At 62.0% G+C, this 17854-nt stretch carries 15 protein-coding genes and 3 pseudogenes; 7 read left to right on the top strand and 11 right to left on the bottom strand.

The window, feature by feature from the left end; translation table 11 throughout:
• Positions 1–103: 103 nt before the first annotated feature.
• Positions 104–472, bottom strand: a complete 369-nt coding sequence (locus V7116_RS20720) for a hypothetical protein (protein WP_324393883.1) — start codon at positions 470–472, stop codon at positions 104–106.
• Between the two features lie 436 nt (positions 473–908).
• Between V7116_RS20720 and V7116_RS20715 the strand changes: the two genes are divergently transcribed.
• The 3 genes from V7116_RS20715 to V7116_RS20705 are packed head-to-tail and all read left to right on the top strand — an operon-like array spanning position 909 to position 3525.
• Positions 909–1832 (top strand): ABC transporter ATP-binding protein, encoded by a 924-nt coding sequence (locus tag V7116_RS20715; protein ID WP_324393882.1) that lies wholly within the window; start codon positions 909–911, stop codon positions 1830–1832.
• Between the two features lie 14 nt (positions 1833–1846).
• Complete coding sequence (locus tag V7116_RS20710; protein ID WP_324393881.1) at positions 1847–2677, top strand: ABC transporter permease; 831 nt, start codon at positions 1847–1849, stop codon at positions 2675–2677.
• A 47-nt stretch (positions 2678–2724) separates the two neighbouring features.
• Positions 2725–3525, top strand: coding sequence for a class I SAM-dependent methyltransferase (locus V7116_RS20705; protein WP_324393880.1), 801 nt, complete (start codon positions 2725–2727; stop codon positions 3523–3525).
• Positions 3526–3538: 13 nt separating this feature from the next.
• On the opposite strand, the gene V7116_RS20700 is transcribed toward V7116_RS20705, so the two are convergent.
• Complete coding sequence (locus V7116_RS20700) at positions 3539–4486, bottom strand: YihY/virulence factor BrkB family protein (RefSeq protein ID WP_324393879.1); 948 nt, start codon at positions 4484–4486, stop codon at positions 3539–3541.
• Positions 4487–4592: 106 nt separating this feature from the next.
• Here V7116_RS20700 and V7116_RS20695 point away from each other — a divergent pair, with 106 nt between their 5' ends.
• From V7116_RS20695 to fabL, 3 genes are all read left to right on the top strand, one after another.
• On the top strand, positions 4593–5207 hold the full coding sequence (locus tag V7116_RS20695; protein ID WP_324393878.1) for an HAD family hydrolase: 615 nt from the start codon (positions 4593–4595) through the stop codon (positions 5205–5207).
• Positions 5204–6007 (top strand): hypothetical protein, encoded by an 804-nt coding sequence (locus V7116_RS20690; protein ID WP_324393877.1) that lies wholly within the window; start codon positions 5204–5206, stop codon positions 6005–6007. The genes V7116_RS20695 and V7116_RS20690 overlap by 4 nt, the downstream gene beginning before the upstream one ends.
• Positions 6008–6084: 77 nt before the next feature.
• Positions 6085–6864 (top strand): enoyl-[acyl-carrier-protein] reductase FabL, encoded by a 780-nt coding sequence (gene fabL / locus V7116_RS20685; protein WP_324393876.1) that lies wholly within the window; start codon positions 6085–6087, stop codon positions 6862–6864.
• Here fabL and V7116_RS20680 read toward each other — a convergent pair.
• The 9 genes and pseudogenes from V7116_RS20680 to dnaG all read right to left on the bottom strand — a co-directional run bounded on the left by V7116_RS20680 (position 6861) and on the right by dnaG (position 16543).
• Positions 6861–8009, bottom strand: a complete 1149-nt coding sequence (locus V7116_RS20680) for a hybrid sensor histidine kinase/response regulator (protein WP_324393875.1) — start codon at positions 8007–8009, stop codon at positions 6861–6863. The genes fabL and V7116_RS20680 overlap by 4 nt on opposite strands.
• Positions 8010–8241: 232 nt before the next feature.
• Positions 8242–9114: an MBL fold metallo-hydrolase gene (locus V7116_RS20675; protein WP_324393874.1), complete on the bottom strand. Its 873-nt coding sequence runs from the start codon at positions 9112–9114 to the stop codon at positions 8242–8244.
• A gap of 16 nt (positions 9115–9130) precedes the next feature.
• Positions 9131–10330, bottom strand: coding sequence for an alanyl-tRNA editing protein (locus V7116_RS20670; protein ID WP_324393873.1), 1200 nt, complete (start codon positions 10328–10330; stop codon positions 9131–9133).
• 113 nt (positions 10331–10443) lie between these two features.
• Entirely contained in the window at positions 10444–11685 is a 1242-nt protein-coding gene (locus tag V7116_RS20665; protein ID WP_324393872.1) for a peptidase MA family metallohydrolase, read from the bottom strand.
• Between the two features lie 67 nt (positions 11686–11752).
• Positions 11753–12598 carry a GNAT family N-acetyltransferase gene (locus V7116_RS20660; protein ID WP_324393871.1) on the bottom strand — a complete coding sequence of 282 codons (846 nt, stop codon included), beginning with the start codon at positions 12596–12598 and terminating at the stop codon, positions 11753–11755.
• Positions 12599–12616: 18 nt separating this feature from the next.
• A pseudogene (locus tag V7116_RS25905) lies at positions 12617–12706 on the bottom strand (zinc ribbon domain-containing protein); the annotation flags it as partial.
• Positions 12707–12752: 46 nt separating this feature from the next.
• Positions 12753–13631: pseudogene (gene rpoD, locus V7116_RS25900) on the bottom strand (RNA polymerase sigma factor RpoD); the annotation flags it as partial.
• Positions 13632–14063: 432 nt separating this feature from the next.
• Positions 14064–14462, bottom strand: a pseudogene (locus tag V7116_RS25895) (RNA polymerase sigma factor region1.1 domain-containing protein); the annotation flags it as partial.
• A gap of 44 nt (positions 14463–14506) precedes the next feature.
• Positions 14507–16543, bottom strand: a complete 2037-nt coding sequence (dnaG, locus tag V7116_RS20650) for a DNA primase (RefSeq protein ID WP_324393869.1) — start codon at positions 16541–16543, stop codon at positions 14507–14509.
• Between the two features lie 319 nt (positions 16544–16862).
• Here dnaG and ftcD point away from each other — a divergent pair.
• A partial coding sequence (gene ftcD / locus V7116_RS20645; protein WP_324393868.1) for a glutamate formimidoyltransferase occupies positions 16863–17854 on the top strand: 992 nt, incomplete at its 3' end.

Here is a 17854-nt window from a genome sequence, read left to right as displayed (position 1 = left end):
GCAGTCGCCGCCGCGATCCGGCGCGCGGTGCGGGCCGCGACCTCGCTGGCCGGGCTGCCCGCGATCCGCGATCTCGGCGCAACCGATCAGGGTTGAGGCCGGTCTAACGCCCGGACAGGTGCTCGCGCGCCAGCCAGTCGTACGCCTGCTCGGTGAGTGTCGAAAGCTCGGCCAGCAGCGGCTCGTCCACATTCTTGAAGTTGAAGCACGACTTGCCCTGCATGCGCTTTTTCAGCTCCTCGGAATGGCCGTCGAGCAGGTCCGGGTACATGTAGATGGGCATCAGGTGATAGCTGACGTAGTTTTTCTTGATCTGCACCGCGCCGAAGAACAGCGGCTTTTTGTTGGGACCCTTAACGGTCGTATCGAGATAGTAGTTGCCGGGTGCGTCGTGCACGACGACAAGATCTGGGGCATGGCGGGTGAGTAGGGCCTTGAGGCGATCGAAGATGGCGTCGAAGTCTGCGGACATGGCGCGCTCCTTTTTGCTTCTATGTTTCTTCATTATACGCGCATCGTGCCGGGAAAAAACTGCATTGGTCGGATGATTCCGTTTTGGGCGCTATGGATGCTTGACACGCGCTTGCCCGCCATGCTATACTGCCATCAGCCTATGAAAGGAGAAGGCGCGAAATGGCAATGTATACCACCAAAGTTTTGGCACATCGTTTTGACGGCATCGGAGCTGATCCTTGTCGTATTGCGCCTACTCGCCATTAGGTAACCTTCGATGAGGTTCATGGCCGTGGGCGCAAGCCCACGGCCTTTTTATTTCCCTGCGTGGAATACTGCCAAGCCGTGGGCACAAGCTCGCGGCTTTTTGTTTTGAAGCACAAGGATGAAATGCAGTGGAACACGGTCAGTATGCAGAGCACGTTCTCGACGTGACCAGAGAAGGATTAGAAACCATGAGCAACCAGATTGCCCCGTCGGTTCCCGCGCTCGTCGTGAACGATGTCGTGAAGCGCTTCCACGTGGCGGCGACCCCCTGGTGGCGACAGTTATTCCGCACCGGGAAAAACGACTCCAACGGCGACGCGACGAACGGTGACGCGCTCAAAGCCCGGCGTGGCAAGCAGATCACCACAGCAGTGGACCACGTGTCTTTCGAGGTCCAGCGGCGCGAGATCTTCGGCGTGTTGGGGCCGAACGGCTCCGGCAAGTCCACGTTGATCCGGCTGCTCTCCACGCTGCTGCTGCCCGACGAGGGCACGATCAACGTGTTTGGTCTGGATGTGGTCGATCACGAGATGCAGGTGAAACGCCTGATCAACCGCGTGTCGGTTGAGGCGGCGTTCTTCAAGAAGCTGAGTCCGAAGGAAAACTTGCTCTACGGCGCGCGGTTGTACGGCGTGTCAGGCAAGGAAGCCGACGTGAAAGCACAAGAGATCCTGGGCCGGTTGGGCCTGCGTAAGGACACCTATACCAGCCCGATGGAAGACATGAGCCGCGGTATGCAGCAGAAGGTCGCCATCGCGCGGGCTTTCCTGACCCAGCCGATCCTGCTGCTGCTGGACGAGCCGACGACCGGCCTCGATCCGCGCTCGAAGATGGAAGTGCAGACGTTTGTGAACGAGCTGCGCGACGTACACGACGCGACGATCCTCATCACCACGCACGACATGAACGAGGCCGACGCGCTGTGCGACCGGATCGCCATTCTGGACGACGGCAAGATCGTCGCAATGGACACGCCCGCCGGGCTGAAGCGTATGGTGCGCCGCAACGGGCACGAGCCGACGCTCGAAGACGTGTTCATGGAGCTGACGGGGAAAGACCTCGTCCAGAAGGATGACATCGACGATCTCGAGCTGGAAGCGGCTCAGGGCTAAGGAGGACAGCGACGATGATCCAGAACATCCAAATCGAAGCACGACAGTCGTATGCGTTTGTGGCGCGGAACTTCAACCTCGTCAAGCGCTACTGGGGTTGGGAAGTGGTCTGGCTGTTTTACTCCATCGCCAACGCCCTTTCGGTGACGTTCATCGGCGCGGGCGCGAGCACGATCACGGGCCAGCAGTCCCTTGATACGAACTTCCTGATCACGTACCTGCTGGTGGGTACGTTGGTGTGGCACTTTTTATCCGGCATTTTTAACAACGTGAGCGAGATGATCGCCTGGGAGCGGTGGGAAGGGACCATCGAGTACACCTTTATGGCTCCCGTCCGGCGCTTCAACCAGATGATCGGCCAGACGCTGTTCGCCGTGCTGTACAGTTTTCTGTTCACGGTGGTGATTGGCGTCGTGGTGTCGTCGTTCTTCGATCTGCACTTTGTCGGTGCGGATTTCCTGAGCGCGGCGGGTATCTTGCTGGTAGGCAGCGTGTCGTTCGTGGGGATCGGCGTGGTGGCATCGATTTTGCCCCTGCTGTATCCGGAACGCGGCGCGCAGATGACCAACATCGTGCAGGCGTTGTTCTTGCTGGTTTCGGGCGTGTATTACCCGGTGAGCGTGTTGCCAGACTGGCTCCAGGCACTGTCGCGGCTGTCGCCTGCGACGTACGTTCTGGAAGGCATGCGCGCGGCGCTGCTCCCGGATCAATCCACCGCCGCTCCGACTCATTACGTGTGGCCTTTACTCTTAATGGGCATTGTGATGCTCCCGCTGGGCGTCTACCTGTTCCAGCGCGCGGAGCGTTATACGAAGCGCACGGGAAAGCTGAAACGCAACGGTTAGGCCGCTGCACAGCTTGCCCGTGATGCCGACGAAAGGAACTCGTCGCCGTGAGTACGTTAACGCTGACGACAACGAACGTAACGTTCGACAAGGCGAATAGTGCTTGGTCCCGCCAGGTGGCGGCAGAGTGGGCGCGCCGGATGATGTCCGGCGGCTCGCCAGGCGCATGGGCAGAGAATACGGAACATGAGGTCCAGTTTGCAGTACGCGCGCTCCGTCTCCACCCCGGTGACCGGGTGCTGGACCTGGGCTGCGGGTGGGGGCGTCACAGCCTGCCGCTCGCCGCGTATGGCCTGAACGTGACCGGACTGGACCTGTCGAGAGACTTGCTCGCGGTCGCGCGCTACAACGCGCGGCGGCATGGATTGGCCGTGAACTGGGTGGAAGCCAACGTTATGAACCTGCCGCTGCGCGGCTCGTTCGACGCGGTCGCTCAGTTTTGCGGCAATCTGCTGACGTGGTTTTCCAGCCGGGAACAGGCCCGGCAGGCGCTGGAGAACGTCGCGGCCCTGGTACGGCCCGGCGGGCGCGTCCTGCTCGGCGCGAGCGACTGGCAGCACGAACTGCCGAACCGCTCGCAGCAGTGGGACGAATGGGACGGCGGCGCGGCGATCTACCGCTACCGCTTCGACCGGCGCGAGCGTTTCTACGAAGCGCAGACGGTCGTCTTCGGACCGGAGCACCGTCGCGCAGAGTACTGGCGGCGCGCGTGGTGGCCCTCGGCGGAAGACATGGAAGACCTGTTCGACAAAGTAGGGCTGCGGGTTTGCCTGCGCACGAACGGGTGCAGCCAGGCCTCGTACGACCCGAATTTGGAAGGATTAGTCTACGTCCTGGTGCGGGAATGATCCCGCGCCAGGATCACAACAACTCACGCGAGGGGTCGGCGTGGAACGACAGGTTCTGCACCGACTTCTTGCTCATCCAGTCGTCCAGCGAGACGCAAATCTCCGCGCCCAGCAGCACGATGATCGCCGTGAGGTAAATCCACAGCATCGTGATGATCAGCGTCGCCACAGGGCCGTAGACGGCGTTGTAGGATGCGAAATTATCCAGATACCACGCAAACAACCGCTTGGCGACTTCCCAGGTCGATCCGGCCACGAACGCCGCGACCCAGATCGCGTCCCAGCGCACGCGGCGGCGCGGTACGAAGCGGTACAGGAAGCCGAAGATCGCCACGCTGAGGCTGAGCGGCACGATCAGCGCCCCCATCGTCAGCCATGACGACGAGTTATAAAACATCAGCAGGTCCAGCAGGCCGAAGATCACCGAGGTCGCCAGCGACGCCAACAGCAGCGCCCCCAACGACACCACGATCACCATGCCGAACACACGCTGCTGCCACGTATTGCGCGGGTTCGTGTCGCGGAAGGTCCGGCTGAGCGCCGACGACAGACCCGAAAACAGTCCCAGTGCCGACCACGTGAGGGTGATCGCCGCTACGATTCCAAAGCCGCTGCGCTGCTTGAGCGCTTCGGCGATGTTGTCTTGAATGAAGTTGGACGTAGACGCGGGCAAAAACAGCCGGAGCACGTCGTTGATCTGGTTATGCGCGGCGGCGGGGCCGAACACCGTGCCGATGATGATCAGCAGCAGCAGGATCAGCGGGAACAGCGAGAAGATGGCGTAATAGGAGAGGGCGGCAGCTTCTCTGAGGCCCTGTTTGCTGAAGCGGTAAATGGCGCGCCACAGATGGTAGAGCAGACCGTCCGTCATCGCGTTAGCCAGAATCCACCAGCGCTCATAGAAGCGGAGCGCGTGCTGGTCTGTGCTGCGTGCCGGTACGTTATCTGCGGTCGATGTCATACAGGTTCTGCTGCCTGAATCACCCTTGTGTTATAGTATGAAAGCGTTTGAGCTTGATTGGATTATCCCTGACTTTGCTTAGGCAGACTTTAACACAAATTGAGTAATGATTAAAGCGCTCATTCTTGACTTTGGCGGCGTCATCGTACGAACCGAGGATTACAGCCCGCGCCTCGCTTGGGACCGGCGGCTGAACCTGCCGCCCGGCAGCGCGGAGCGGGCCGTGCACGGCAGCGAGGCCTGGATTCAGGCGCAGTTGGGTCGCCTGGACGATGCGGCCTACTGGGACGCGGTTGCGGGGGCGTTGGGCCTGCCGCCGGAACAGATCCCCGATTTTGCGCGCGATTACTTCAGCGGCGACCGTCTCAATACGGAGCTGATGGATCTCGTGCGTGGGCTGCGCCACGAGCGTGGCTTGCAGACGGCGATCCTTAGCAACGACCGGCCCCAACTGGCGGAAAAGATCCGTGCGCTGGGCATCGAGCCGCTGTTCGACGAGATCGTTATTTCCGCAAGCCTCGGCGTGATGAAGCCCAATCCGCGTGCTTACGAGTCGGTGTTGGCCGCGCTGCACGTCGCGCCGGAGGAGAGCGTGTTCGTGGACGATGCTCCGGCGAACATCGATGGTGCGCGGGTCGTGGGAATGCACGCGATTCACTTTCGGGAAAATGCCGGGGTGCGGCTGGGACTGGAGTCGCTGCTGGCGGAGCAGGGCGCATGAGCGAACCGGTGCGTGAGACATTTGAAGACGCACGCTGGCGCGAGCGCTGGTCGCCGTGGACCGCCGGGCGTGGAACGCTCGATCTCGTCGATGGGGCGCTGCGCTGCGCGATCGATGGCGCGAGTGCCGCGCAGTACAGCGACGCGCAGATCACCGACTACGCCGGGCTGGCGCGGCGCGATTATCCCTGGCGTCCCCCGCTGCGTATGACGGTGCGAGCCTGGGCGTCGCATCCCAAAGGTGAAATCAAAGGCACGGCGGGGTTTGGGTTCTGGAACCAGCCGTTCGTGGCGTCCGTGCGGATGCTGCCGCGCTTGCCGCGCGCGGCGTGGTTCTTCTTCGGATCGCAGCCGAACGATATGGCCCTGGCGCAAGGCGTACCCGGCTGGGGCTGGAAAGCTGCCGTGCTCGACGCCAGCCGCCCCGCGTTTCTGGCGCTGGCTCCGTTCGCGCCGCTGGGTTTTCTGTTGATGCGCGTGCCTGCTCTGTATCGCCGCCTGTGGCCGGTCGCGCAGTGGGCGCTGGGCGCTGCGGAAGCCCTGCTGCCCGTGGATCTGGACGAGCCGCACACGTACGAACTGGAATGGCAGTCGTCATCGGTGATTTTCCGCGTGAATGGGCAGACGGTGCTGGTGACTCCGTCCGCGCCGCGCGGCCCGCTGGGATTTATCGCGTGGATGGATAACCAGTATGCGGTCGTGACGCCGCAGGGCCGCTTCAAGTTCGGCTGTCTGACCCCGCCCGACCCGCAGTGGCTCGCCCTGGACCACATCGAAATCGCGCCTTTACCGCCCCTCTAGTGTTGTAGTCTCATAGCACCCCTTCAACATCGACAGTTTCGCTGTGCTTCCGGCAGCGATCGAACAAAGGACCGGCTATGGACACTCCCAGGCGTTTTGACGGCAAAGTTGTGCTGGTTACCGGCAGCGGACGCGGCATTGGCAAAGCGATTGCGCTGCGTTTTGCAGGGGAGGGTGCGGATGTGGTGATCAACTACTTCCGCAACCGCGCGCCCGCAGAGGAAACCGCCGCCGAAGTCGAAGCGCTGGGCCGCCGCGCGCTCGTCGTCCGCGCTGATGTAGGTGTGCAGGAGGATATTGAGCGGTTGGTAGACGAGACGGTCGCGCAGTTGGGCGGGCTGGATATTCTGGTGCACAACGCCGCCTCCGGCTATAACCGCCCGGTCATGGAGCAGCGCGTCAAGGGCTGGGACTGGACGCTGAACATCAACGCGCGCGCGGCGCTGTTCCTCGCGCAGCGGGCTGCGCCGCAGCTGCAGGCGCGCGGCGGCGGGGCGATCGTCAACGTGTCGAGCGTGGGATCGGTGCGGGTGCTGCCGGAATACGTCGTGGTGGGGGCGTCAAAGGCGGCGCTGGAAGCCGTGACGCGTTATCTGGCGGTGGAGCTGGCCCCGATGCAGATCGTGGTCAATGCCGTCTCGGCAGGCATGGTCGAAACCGATGCGCTGAAACATTTTCCGAATATGCGGGAGCATTTCGAGGAGCGGTTCCGCTATGCCCTGGAGCGCACTCCGGCGCAGCAGATCGTGACGCCGGAGGACATCGCTTCGGCAGTGACCTTTTTGTGCTCGCCGGATGCGTTCATGATTCGCGGCCAGACGCTGCTCGTAGATGGAGGCGCGACCCTGGGTTTTTAGGACAGCGGCAGTGTATCGTCGGGGGATAGGATGCGCGGGAGGCGGATCGTGATGCTCGTGCCCACGCCTAACTCGCTGACCAGTTCTACCGTGCCCTGGTGAGCGGTAATGATACCGCGCGCGATAGGCAGTCCCATGCCCGCACCCTGCTGCTCGTTTTCGTCGCGCTTGGACTGGATCAGTACGTCCCAGATCCCGGCCTGATCTTCGGGCGGAATACCGGGTCCCCAGTCCGTGATGCGCAGCGCGGCAAATTCGGCGTCCTCGAAGATGTCAAGGGCGACTTCTACGCCGCGCGGTGAGTATTGGATCGCGTTGAGCAGGATTTCGCTGATCGCGTTGACCAGTAAGTCGCGCAGACCAACGACCAGCAGCGGTGAGTCGCTCGACGAGGATTGCCTGAAGATGATCTCGCGCTCTTTGGCCAGTTTGCGGTAGGTCGTCAGCGCGTCATAAAGCAGGCTGTCCAGTTCGACAGGCTCGCCCAGATCAACCACCTGTGCCCTGACATAGCCGCTGATGATCTGCGAATAGAGCACCATCTGCTCGGCCAGACGGTTCAGGCGCTGCGTGCCGCTTTGAATGAGGCTGAGGCTGACGTCAATGTCGCGCTGGTTGGTCCCGCTTTTCGCCTCGTCCAGCTCCTCGGCCAGCAGCGCGAATCCTCCGGTGACGTAGGTGAGGGGCGTGCGCAGCTCGTGGGAAAGCAGCTGCACGAGGACCTGCCGCGCTTCGTCTAGCTGCTGCACGGCGTCCGCGCGCATGGCCTCGGTGCGGCGCAGCTTGTTTTCGATGGCGATCAAAAAGTCTTCGGGATCGAACGGCTTGACCAGATAATCATCGACGCCAAGCTGTTTGCCCGTTGTGATGTCCTGACGCGATCCGCGCGCCGTCAAAAAGATGAACGGCACGCCGCGAAGCTGCGGTTCCTGCTGCACGGCCTGGAACAGCTGGTAACCGTCCATGCGCGGCATCATGATGTCGCTGACGATCAGGTGCGGCTGAAGTCCCTCCGAGAGCATCGTCAGTGCTTCCAGCCCATCCGAGGCCAGGCGCACGTCATAGCCTTCGAGTTCCAGGACCAGAGCGGCGTTTTTCCGCAGATCTTCGTTATCTTCTACGAACAAAATGGTCGCGTCTGGCATAGTATCCTGCGAGCGGTTCACAGCCAACCGGGTGCCGTTCCCGGTGCCCAGGTCCACCTGAGCCCGAGTGGGGTGCGGGGACTATGGTTGTATTATAGCGGTCCATACAATTGGATGCAGTATAACATAAAACAAGCCAAAACGATAAGCCGTTTTGGCGCTTTTTGCGTTCTTATTGACCCTGTCGTAATGTGCTCTCTCGTTGTTCCGCCAACAGTCTCATAAGGCGTCGTCAGGGTTTGCCCGCCCCGTCGTTGGTCTTCTCGCTCAGGCGGAATTCTTCGTAGATCCGGTCCAGCCCCAGCTTGATCCGGCGCTGGATGCGTTCGCTTTCGGTTTCGGGGAATGGGAACATCTCCATCAGTTCCGCGACGAGCGTCGAAGTATCGGCGCGCGGGCGTCCCAGGCGGTAGAGGCTGTATACACGGCGGCGTGCCAGCCGCAAGTAGTTCGATACGGATTCGGTGGCTTCCTTCGTCGTCGGCTCACCGCGCCCCGGCACAATGTAATCGGCGGGGAAGCGGGCGCGACGCAGCGCGGTCAGGTTGTCGAGCCAGTTTTTCGTACAGGCTCCGGTGATGTAGGGATGCTGGCCGGTCAGGATGCTGTCGCCCGTGAAGAGGATGCGGTGATCTGGCAGGTGGACCCAGAGGTTGCCCGTCGTCGGGCCCGCCATCGACAGCAGCGAAATTTCATGCTGGCCGTAGCGAAGCTGCATGCGCTGCGTGAAGCCGACTGAAGGCAGGCGCACTCGTACACCGGTCAGCGCCCCTCGATCCATGGGATACGGGCTGAAAGTTTCCGCCCCGGCATCGATGAGGTTGGGCGGAAGCTGCTGGGCGTGCGCGATGGTATCTTCGTGCGCGACGACCACGCGGGAGTGAAACCAACAGTTCCCCAAAATCCGGTCGCGGTGGCAGTCGGTGTTGATAATGGCGATGACGGGCTTGTCCGATAGGTCGGCCAGGGTTTCGCGCCACGCTTGGGCATCGTCGGGGAAGGGTGGTGTGTCGATCAGGACGAAGCCATCACCGGTCAGGATGGCTCCAACGGTCACACGCCGGAAGTTGGTTTCGACAAAAACATCAGGGGCCAGTACGTGCACGTTGCTATCCTTCGTTCTACTGGAGCGCTTGCAGCGCGTTTTGCAGCGCGTTTTCGACATCCGCCACAGAGGCAGACGTCCCGCCGCCCTGGGCAAAAGAAGGCCGCCCGCCGCCGCGATCGACGCCCAGCGCGGCCAGCCCTCGCTTGAGGATGGGAACCATATCAAAAGGCAAATCGTCCGATCGTGCGGCGAGAATTTGGGCCTTATCTCCGGCCAACCCGCACAACGCAACCGTCGCCGGGTGCGCGACGAGCAGTTGGACGAACTGGCGCACTTCCCCCGCGTCACGGTCCGCGAATGCTTTCACAATGAGCGCATAGCCATTCGGGCGCTCGGCGGCTTGCCAGACTGCCGCCGCTTCCTGTTCGAGCACTGCCGACCGCAGTGCACGGACTTCGCGCCGGAGGTCCTGCGCTTCCGCGCGCAGCCGCTCCAACGCCGCAGGGACTTCCCAGAAACCCACGGTCATTTCCGCCGCAAGCTGGTTCATCAGCGCGTTTTTCTGCCGGTAATCCAGCAGCGCCCGCTGCCCGCAGCGGAATTCGACCCGCGACGTCTCGCCGCGCCGGTCGATACGCAGAATCTTGATCATGCCCACTTCGCCGGTATGGGCGACATGTGTGCCCCCACAGGCCGTGCGGTCGTAGCCGCCGATGTCTACGACGCGCAGCCGCCCCTCGACGGGCGGGATCTTGCGCAGGTGCAGCGCCGGGATCTCCTGCTCGGTGGGAAACAGCACGCGCACGGGCCGGTTTTCCGCCAGGATCGCGTTGGCGCGATCCTCCACGGCGGCAACCTGTGCCGCGTCGGGCGGGAGCGTATTCAGATCGATCGTGATGCTGTCGGGACTCATATGAAAGCCGACGGTTTCGGCTTCCAGCAGCTCGATGAACGCCTGCGAGAGGATATGCTGGCCGGTGTGGTGCTGCATGTGGTCGAAGCGGCGCGCCCAATCGATCTGGGCGTGCGCCGGGCCGAGCGGCAGGTCACCGTTCAGGATGTGCAGCACAACGCCGTCGGCCTCCCGGATGGCGACATCGACCACGGGCACGCCGTTGATCTGGCCGGTGTCGTTGGGCTGGCCGCCACTGGTGGGATAGAAGTAGCTTCGATCCAGCACGACTGCCGGAGCGTCGTCGATCGTCGTGCGTTTGACGATCTGGGCCTGAAACGAGATGGTATACGAGTCGGTGTAATAAAGCCGTTCGGTCATGATTACTCTATATTGTGCGGCAGCGGATCGACGCTTATTGTAGCATCTTGCCGCGCAAAAGTGGAGATTTGTTCTGCGCCTCCCTCAACACCGCCTGCTGAGGGAGGGGAAAGTTAGTTGATCTGCTGTGGAAGCCATTCGCGCCATGCAGCGTCGAGTTCATCGACGCTCGTACCGAGCGTGTCTTGCGTTGCGTCTTCGACTGCCGCGCCACCCGCGATCGCTTTCAGCCACGCGTTGAGCGCGTCCGCGCCGTGGACTTCGCGGACATACAGCACCAGCGTATAAGACTGGTCGATGGCAAACTGGCGCTGCGTGCTGCTCAACGCGGGTACGGTAACCAGCGTATCCCAGGGGAGGAGGCTGCTTGACGACGTGCTCGTGCCCCCGGCAACCGCCGCGACGCGTTCCAGCACGCGGGTGCGCTGGCTGAGCGTGCGGAACAGGGACGCGCCGTATTCGCCCATGCCCTGTTCGAGCCACCAGGGATATGGCTCTTGCGTGCCTCCGGCCATCGCGTACAGCACGTAACGCGTATATTCGCGTGCCGCTTCTGCCGTTTCCGGCGCGGTGTTGTAGACGCCCAGCGTCATTTTGATCGCTTCACCGGGGGCGACCCACTGCGACAGGCCGGACATCGATATGCGGGTCACGGTTTGCAGCGTGGCGGCGCTGTCGTAAAGTTTGAGCTGGGCCGGAGTATCCGGCGTGTAGTCCAGCTCGCGCGTGATGCGCGTATACACGCCGGGCAGTTCTGCAAGCAGGATCTCGGCCTGATGGCGGTTATCGTAGAGCGGCGTTTCGAAGAATTGAAGCTCGAATCCGTCCGTTTCCAGCGTTTCCCACTGCGCGCCCGCATACAGCCACCGGTCCTCGGCGCGCCGGAACACCGCGGTGATGGTCGTTCCGCCAGACGATCCACTGCGCGAGGCGTCCTCCTGCGTCCACAGGATCGTCGTGCGCGCAGTCGCCATGTTGGGATCGGGCGTGTCAATGCGCGACAGGTTGACTTCAAAGTGGCCCAACGGGTGTGCTTCCCAGTCTCGCGCCCAGGCGGTTTGTTCCTGGTAGAACACGGGATCGTCCGGCCACACGTAGCTCATGTACCGGTCGAAATCTCCGGCCAGCACCGCCTCTTCCATTCCGGCAGTGGTGCGGCTTAGCTCAAGCTCGATATCGCTCTGCGGGGTCGAGGTGGGCGTGGTGCGTGGGGGGCGGGTCGGTTGGGCGAACAGGGTGCCCGCCGCCTGGATGCTTTCCTGGTTTGGGGTGGGCGTAGAGGCGGTTTCAGCTTTCTGGCAGGCCGCCAGCGCTGCAATCAGGATTGCTCCCAGGGTGAGGGTGCGCAGCTTCATCCGTTCACTCCCATCGTGCGGGCCGATTACGCTTTGGTAAGTTATACGCGGAAGCGGGTGGACGTGATCAGCGAATACGCAGATAGGAGATGGCCCCGTCCAGGAACCCGGCGGCCTGATAAAAGGCGCGCGTTGCTTCGTTCCCGCGCCCGGTGTTGACGTACAGGTGCGTGAGGTTGAGCCGGTTGGCGTGCCGCATCGCCGCTTCGAGCAGGGCCGCGCCCACGCCTTCGCCGCGATACCCGACGGCCACCGCCATGTCATCGATCCAGCCGCGCGCACCCGTCAGCGTTTGCATCAGCGAGAGCGCGACAAAGCCGATCGTGTCGTGCGGCGTGCCCGTCGTTTCCGCGACAAACACGCTGATCGTCTGGCGCTCGGCAAAGCGCAACATCACCGCCTGACATTCTTCCTCGCTCAAATCGTGGTTGGCATCCACCAGCTTGAGCAGTTCGAGGATCACGGGGGCGTCGGCTGGCTCCGCCTGACGGATGTAAAACAGCTCGTTTGACTCCCGCGCAATCTGCCGCTGGTGCAGAAGGATACGCCAGCGCTGCAAGACCTGACGGTGCGTGCGGAAGGGCATGTCGGGCACATCGTCGGGCGCAAAAACACGCGCTTCCTGGGCGTCGTCTCCGGCGCAGAGCGTGCCGCCGACGGGCCGGGCGCGGTAGAAGACGATGATGCCACTGGATGGTGGGCCTTCGGGAAACGAGTAGACGCCCAGCAGGTCGATCAGCTCGACATCCAGCCCCGTTTCCTCGCGGCTTTCGCGCACGGCGGCTTCTTCGACGCTTTCATCCTCTTCGATGTAGCCGGAAGGGAAGGCCCACTGGCCGGTCTTGACGCTGCCGCCGCGTTTGACCAGGATCAGGCCACCGTCCATCTCGATCACAAGGCCAACGGACGGCACGGGGTTTTGATAATGGACGTAACCGCACGAGGGACAAAATAGACGCTCTCGCCCGCCAGCGGACCGGTGGGCGAGAGGTTCACCACAAACGGGACAGTAGGTTAACATTTTTAGAGGCATAACAGGCTGCCTGAGCCCTGCTGCTTACTGCTGCTTAAAGCTCCAGGTAATCGCGCAGCGGGTGGCTGCGGTTGGGGTGGCGCAGTTTACGCAGCGCCTTGGCCTCAATCTGGCGGATGCGCTCGCGCGTGACGCCAAAGTGACGGCCTACTTCTTCAAGTGTATGTTCCTGCCCGTCCGTCAGGCCAAAGCGCATTTCGAGCACTTCGCGCTCGCGGGCGTTCAGCACCGACAGCGCACCCCGGATCTGCTCTTTGAGCAGCTGCCGCGCGGCGGCATCCACCGGGCCAAGGATCTTGTCGTCCTCGATGAAGTCCCCCAGCAGGCTGGAGTCTTCCTGGCCGACGGGCATTTCCAGCGACATCGGCTCCTGCGCGATGCGTAGAATCCGCCGGACCTTGTTGGCCGCACGGCGCAGCTTGCGTGACAGCGCCGGGTCGAGCTTTTCGTCCTGGCCCCACGTCTCGCGGATGGCTTTGATCTCGGCTGGCTCCAAAAACTCCATTTCGATCGCGATTTGTTCGGCAGTCGGTTCGGAGCCGAGTTCCTGGATCAGATCGCGCTGGATGCGCATCAAGCGGTTGATCGTCTCGACCATGTGTACCGGAATGCGGATGGTGCGCGCCTGGTCGGCAATCGCGCGGCTGATCGCCTGGCGAATCCACCACGTCGCGTAGGTGCTGAATTTGAAACCCTTGGTGTGATCGAACTTCTCTACGGCGCGCAGCAGACCGATGTTGCCCTCCTGGATCAAATCCAGGAAGTTGATGCCGCGCCCCATGTAACGCTTGGCGACACTGACCACCAGCCGCAGATTCGCCCGTGTGAGGGCTTCAGCGGCCTGGGGACCACGCTCGTACACTTCGTCGTGCTCGTCCGCGATCTGTTCGTTGAGGTGTACCCTGTCGGCGGCCAGCCAGCTCTCGAAAGTCGCCTGAGAAGCCCACTCGTTATTGGCCTTGCAACCGTTGAGCAGACGCATTTGCAGCGTCATGGGGATGAGGCAGGCGGACTGGAACACCTCGAACAGGTGATAGGCGAGCTTGTTCCATGCGTCGTCGCGGCCCCAGTCTCCCTGTTCGAGATAGAGCCGGACGTATGACGGTTCGGAGCCGCTCCAGCTCCGGCGCAAATGCTGGGCCTCAACGATGATCTTTTCGATCGAGGGGGCCTCAACTTTGCTTTTGGCGGTGCTGTCAATGACATGCTGCCAGTGAGACAGCAGGTAGCTGTAGATTGAAATCAACAGATCACACGAATCGGGGGCCGGGCGACCGGTCGCCTCGCATTCGTGAGTCAGCTTTTGAGTGGTATCGGTGAGCAGGTTGCAGGCGGCAATTTGGGATGACAGCCAGGTTTCGCGGTCGGAGTCCAACAACTGAACCTGACCGATTTCCTTAAGATACATGCGCACAGGATCGTCGGCCAGGGTTGCAGCTTCGATGCGAGCGATGTCCAGCTCGGTTTCGTGGCCTTCAAGATCATGCACATCCATGTCGGCGTCGTCTACGTCCAGCTCGTCGGCGTCGATGTTGAAATCGGAATCGTGGTTGTCGCTAATTATCTCAACTCCCAGCTCTTCTAACTGCTCAAATACAGCCTGGGCCTGGTCGCTGTCCGGATCTTCGAACAGGGCCAAGATTTCGCTCTCGTCGATCTGCTTGGTTCGACGCCCTTTGGCAACCAACTGCTCGACAGCAGCCGTGGTATCTTCGTCGCGCTTTTTGTTCAGGTTTCGGGCCATGGATTCTGGCGCTTTCACTGCGCCGCTCGCCAGAAAGTCACTGGCTACACGTTGCGGGCAAAATGCTTCATCTGGTGAAGAGCCTTTGCAATGCGCTCCCGGGCACGTCGATTCGCCTCAACTGTGGCTTGATAATCCCATTCTGTCAAGTTGTCCCCCTGCGCTAAAGCGTCCTCTTGCAAAAAGTATAGTTCGTTCAATTCGCGCTCGATGCGGCTGTGCCGCAGTGTCAGCGCTTCCTGGATCAGGTGATCGGCATTGAGATCCGGCGTCATGCTTAAGCGCGCCTGTTCGCGCAGCACAGATTGTAGCTCTGTTCGCAGCGACCCTGATAACCCTTGTTCCAGGCGATCCAGGGGCGATGCCTCCAACTCGTTGACGACAGGAATAAGCTCGGGCGGCAGATGACGGTACAGGTAGTCCAGCGGATCATCTTCGTCCTGGTAAAGCGATGTGTCCAGGTACTTGAAGATGATCTGGTATTCGGGCTGGGTGAAATCTTCTGGTCCCAGAGGTCTCAGCGCTTCGGCGAGCGCGTCATCCCCACCCTGAAGCTCGCGCAGTTTTCGATTGGCGGCGAAAAGCTGCTCGGGCTGTTGGAGCAAGTGGTACAGGCAGAAGCCTTCCCAAAAAGCCGACTGGCCGGGCGCACCACCCACTGCCGGAGTGCGGTCCGGGGGCCGGTCAGCAAGGCGACGCTGTTGGCGGATAGAAGGAGCCGTGCGCGTCTTCGAGACCCGCCGGCGCTGAGTCCACTCGATCAAAGTGCGCTCGTCGATGCGGACGCGCCGTGCCAGCGCCTGGATATTGACGTTGCGCTGGAAGTCGCTTTCTGTCGCGGTCAGGAGAGGTAACAATTTGCGCGCGGCGGCTTCCCGCTCATAGTACGAGGATTGGCTGTTTAGGTGGGCAGTGCCTTGCTCGATAACATACACTGCTACCGGCACCGCTCGTTCAATCAGCTGCTCCCACGCCCCCGGATTTTCGCGGATCAGGTCGTCGGGGTCAAGTCCGTCTGGCAGCGTGACCACGCGTAAATCCATGTTTACCGTGCCAGTGTAACGCATGATCCCGCGCGGATCAAACGTCACCGCTTCGTCATCTTCGAGCGTCTGTCGCGCGACATCCAGCCCGCGCAGCGTGGCGTTTGCCCCAGCTGCGTCGGGGTCCAGCGCCAGGATCAGGCGCGTGGCGTACTTGTCGAGCTGCCGGAGTTGGTCTTCGGTCAGCGCGGTGCCCATCTGCGCGACGACATTGTGAAAGCCCGCCTGATGCGCCTGGATCGCGTCCATGTAGCCTTCGACCACGACGACCGTTTCCGTCTCGCGGATCGCGCGGCGAGCCATGTCCAGCCCGTAGAGCAGGCGGCTTTTGTCGAACAGCGGCCCCTGGGGCGAGTTGAGGTACTTGGGAACGGCGTCTTTGTCCAGGCCGCGCGCGCCAAAACCGACCGTGCGCCCGCGTTCGTCCCGGATTGGGATCATCAAACGGTGGCGGAAGCGGTCGTAGATGCTGCCCTTTTCTTCATTCAGGATCGCAACGCCCGCTTCGACAACTTCGTCCTGCGTGTAGCCCAGCATTTGCAGGTGCTGGAGGGCCTGCCGCCAGTCGTCGGGCGCGTAGCCGATGTTGAACGCCTCGACCGTCTCCGCGTTCAGGCCGCGCCGGGCGACATAGTCACGCGCACCCTGCGCCGCACGCGATTCGAGAAGCTGCGTATGGAAAAAATGGGCCGCTTCGTTGAGCAGGCCCAGCAGCCGGTCGTTGGCTTCCTGACGCTCGATTTGCTGGGGCGTGAACGGCTGAAGCTCGACCCCGGCCCGTTCGGCCAGGATGCGCAGCGTTTCGGGGAAGTCCCAGCCTTCAGCCTTCATGACGAAGCTGAAGATGTCGCCGCCTTCACCACACGCGCCGAAACAACGCCAGGTTTGGGTATCTGGAAAGACGATGAAAGACGGGGTACGTTCCTGGTGGAAGGGGCACAGCGCTTTATAGTTCCGGCCCGCTTTGTGCAGGTTGGTATATCCCGATACCACGTCAACAATGTCGAGGCGGGCTTTTACGTCATCTACGACAGACATTATTGAGCTGGCCCCACCGAACACTGCAAGGAGAGATTTAAAATTATAAGCAGGCAGGCATAACTGCGCAAACGCGATGGCGGATCGGCGCCCAAACGCGGGATGACTGTCCGGCAGCGGCAGCGTCGTGTAGGGTAGGCGTACGGGGCAAATCGCCCGCTGCCTGTCATAATTTAGCTTGGTGCGATGCAGCGCGGTTCACGCGAGCCGCATTTGACAAAGGATGGGGCGTGGGGTAGCAATTTAGACGTTTTTGGGACATTCAGGCGCACGAGAAAGGGGGCAGGCGTTCACCCGGCGGGTGATTACGCCGCATACCATGTCACGACCACTGGTGGAATGTATTCCGAACTTCAGCGAGGGACGGCGCGCGGAGGTCATCACAGCGATTGTGACGGCCATGCAGCAGGCCGCGCCGATCCATGTGCTCGATACCAGCAGCGACCGCGATCACAACCGCACGGTGGTGACCTTCGTGGGTACGCCGGAAGCGGTCGAGCGGGCCGCGTTCGCCGGAATCAAAACTGCGTCCGAGCACATCGATCTGGCACAGCACAGCGGTGAGCATCCCCGGCTGGGGGCGTCGGACGTGATCCCCTTCGTGCCCATCCGTGACGTGACGATGGCCGAATGCGTTGCGATCGCGCAGCGGTTAGGGCAGGCGGTCGGGGAGCAGTTGGGCATTCCGGTCTACCTGTACGAAGCCGCCGCTACGCGCCCCGATCGTGAGAATCTGGCCGATCTGCGCAGCGCCAAGTTCCAGTACGAGCAGCTTCGTGACGTGATCGGGACCGATCCGGATCGGTTGCCCGACTTTGGCCCGGCAGCGCTCGGATCGGCGGGCGCGTCGGTGATCGGCGCGCGTCCGCCCCTGGTGGCATTCAACGTTTATCTCAACACCAGCAAGGTCGAGATTGCGGCCAGCATCGCGCGCGCGGTGCGCCATTCGGGCGGCGGGCTGCGCTTCGTCAAGGCGGCGGGGTTCCTGGTGGAAGGGCAGGCGCAGGTGTCAATGAACCTGACCCACTACCAGAAGACCCCGGTATATCGCGTGGTCGAGATGATCCGGCGTGAAGCGGCGCGTTATGGCGTCGCTGTGGCGTACAGCGAGCTGGTCGGTTTGGCCCCGGAGGAATTTTTCGTCGAGGCGGCGCGCTGGTATTTGCAGCTCGATAAGTTCGAACCGGATCAGATATTGGAATATCGCATCCAGTCTGCCGAGGCGGAACCCGCGCCCCTGGCCGCTGCCGAGCCGCCCGTGCCGGACGAAGCGACACGCCGCGTCGAAACGGTCGAGGTTCCTACGCTGCT

The sequence above is a fragment of the Aggregatilinea sp. genome (genome assembly GCF_036822615.1).
Lineage (GTDB): Bacteria > Chloroflexota > Anaerolineae > Aggregatilineales > Aggregatilineaceae > Aggregatilinea.
This window is presented reverse-complemented; position numbering and strand designations above follow the sequence as displayed.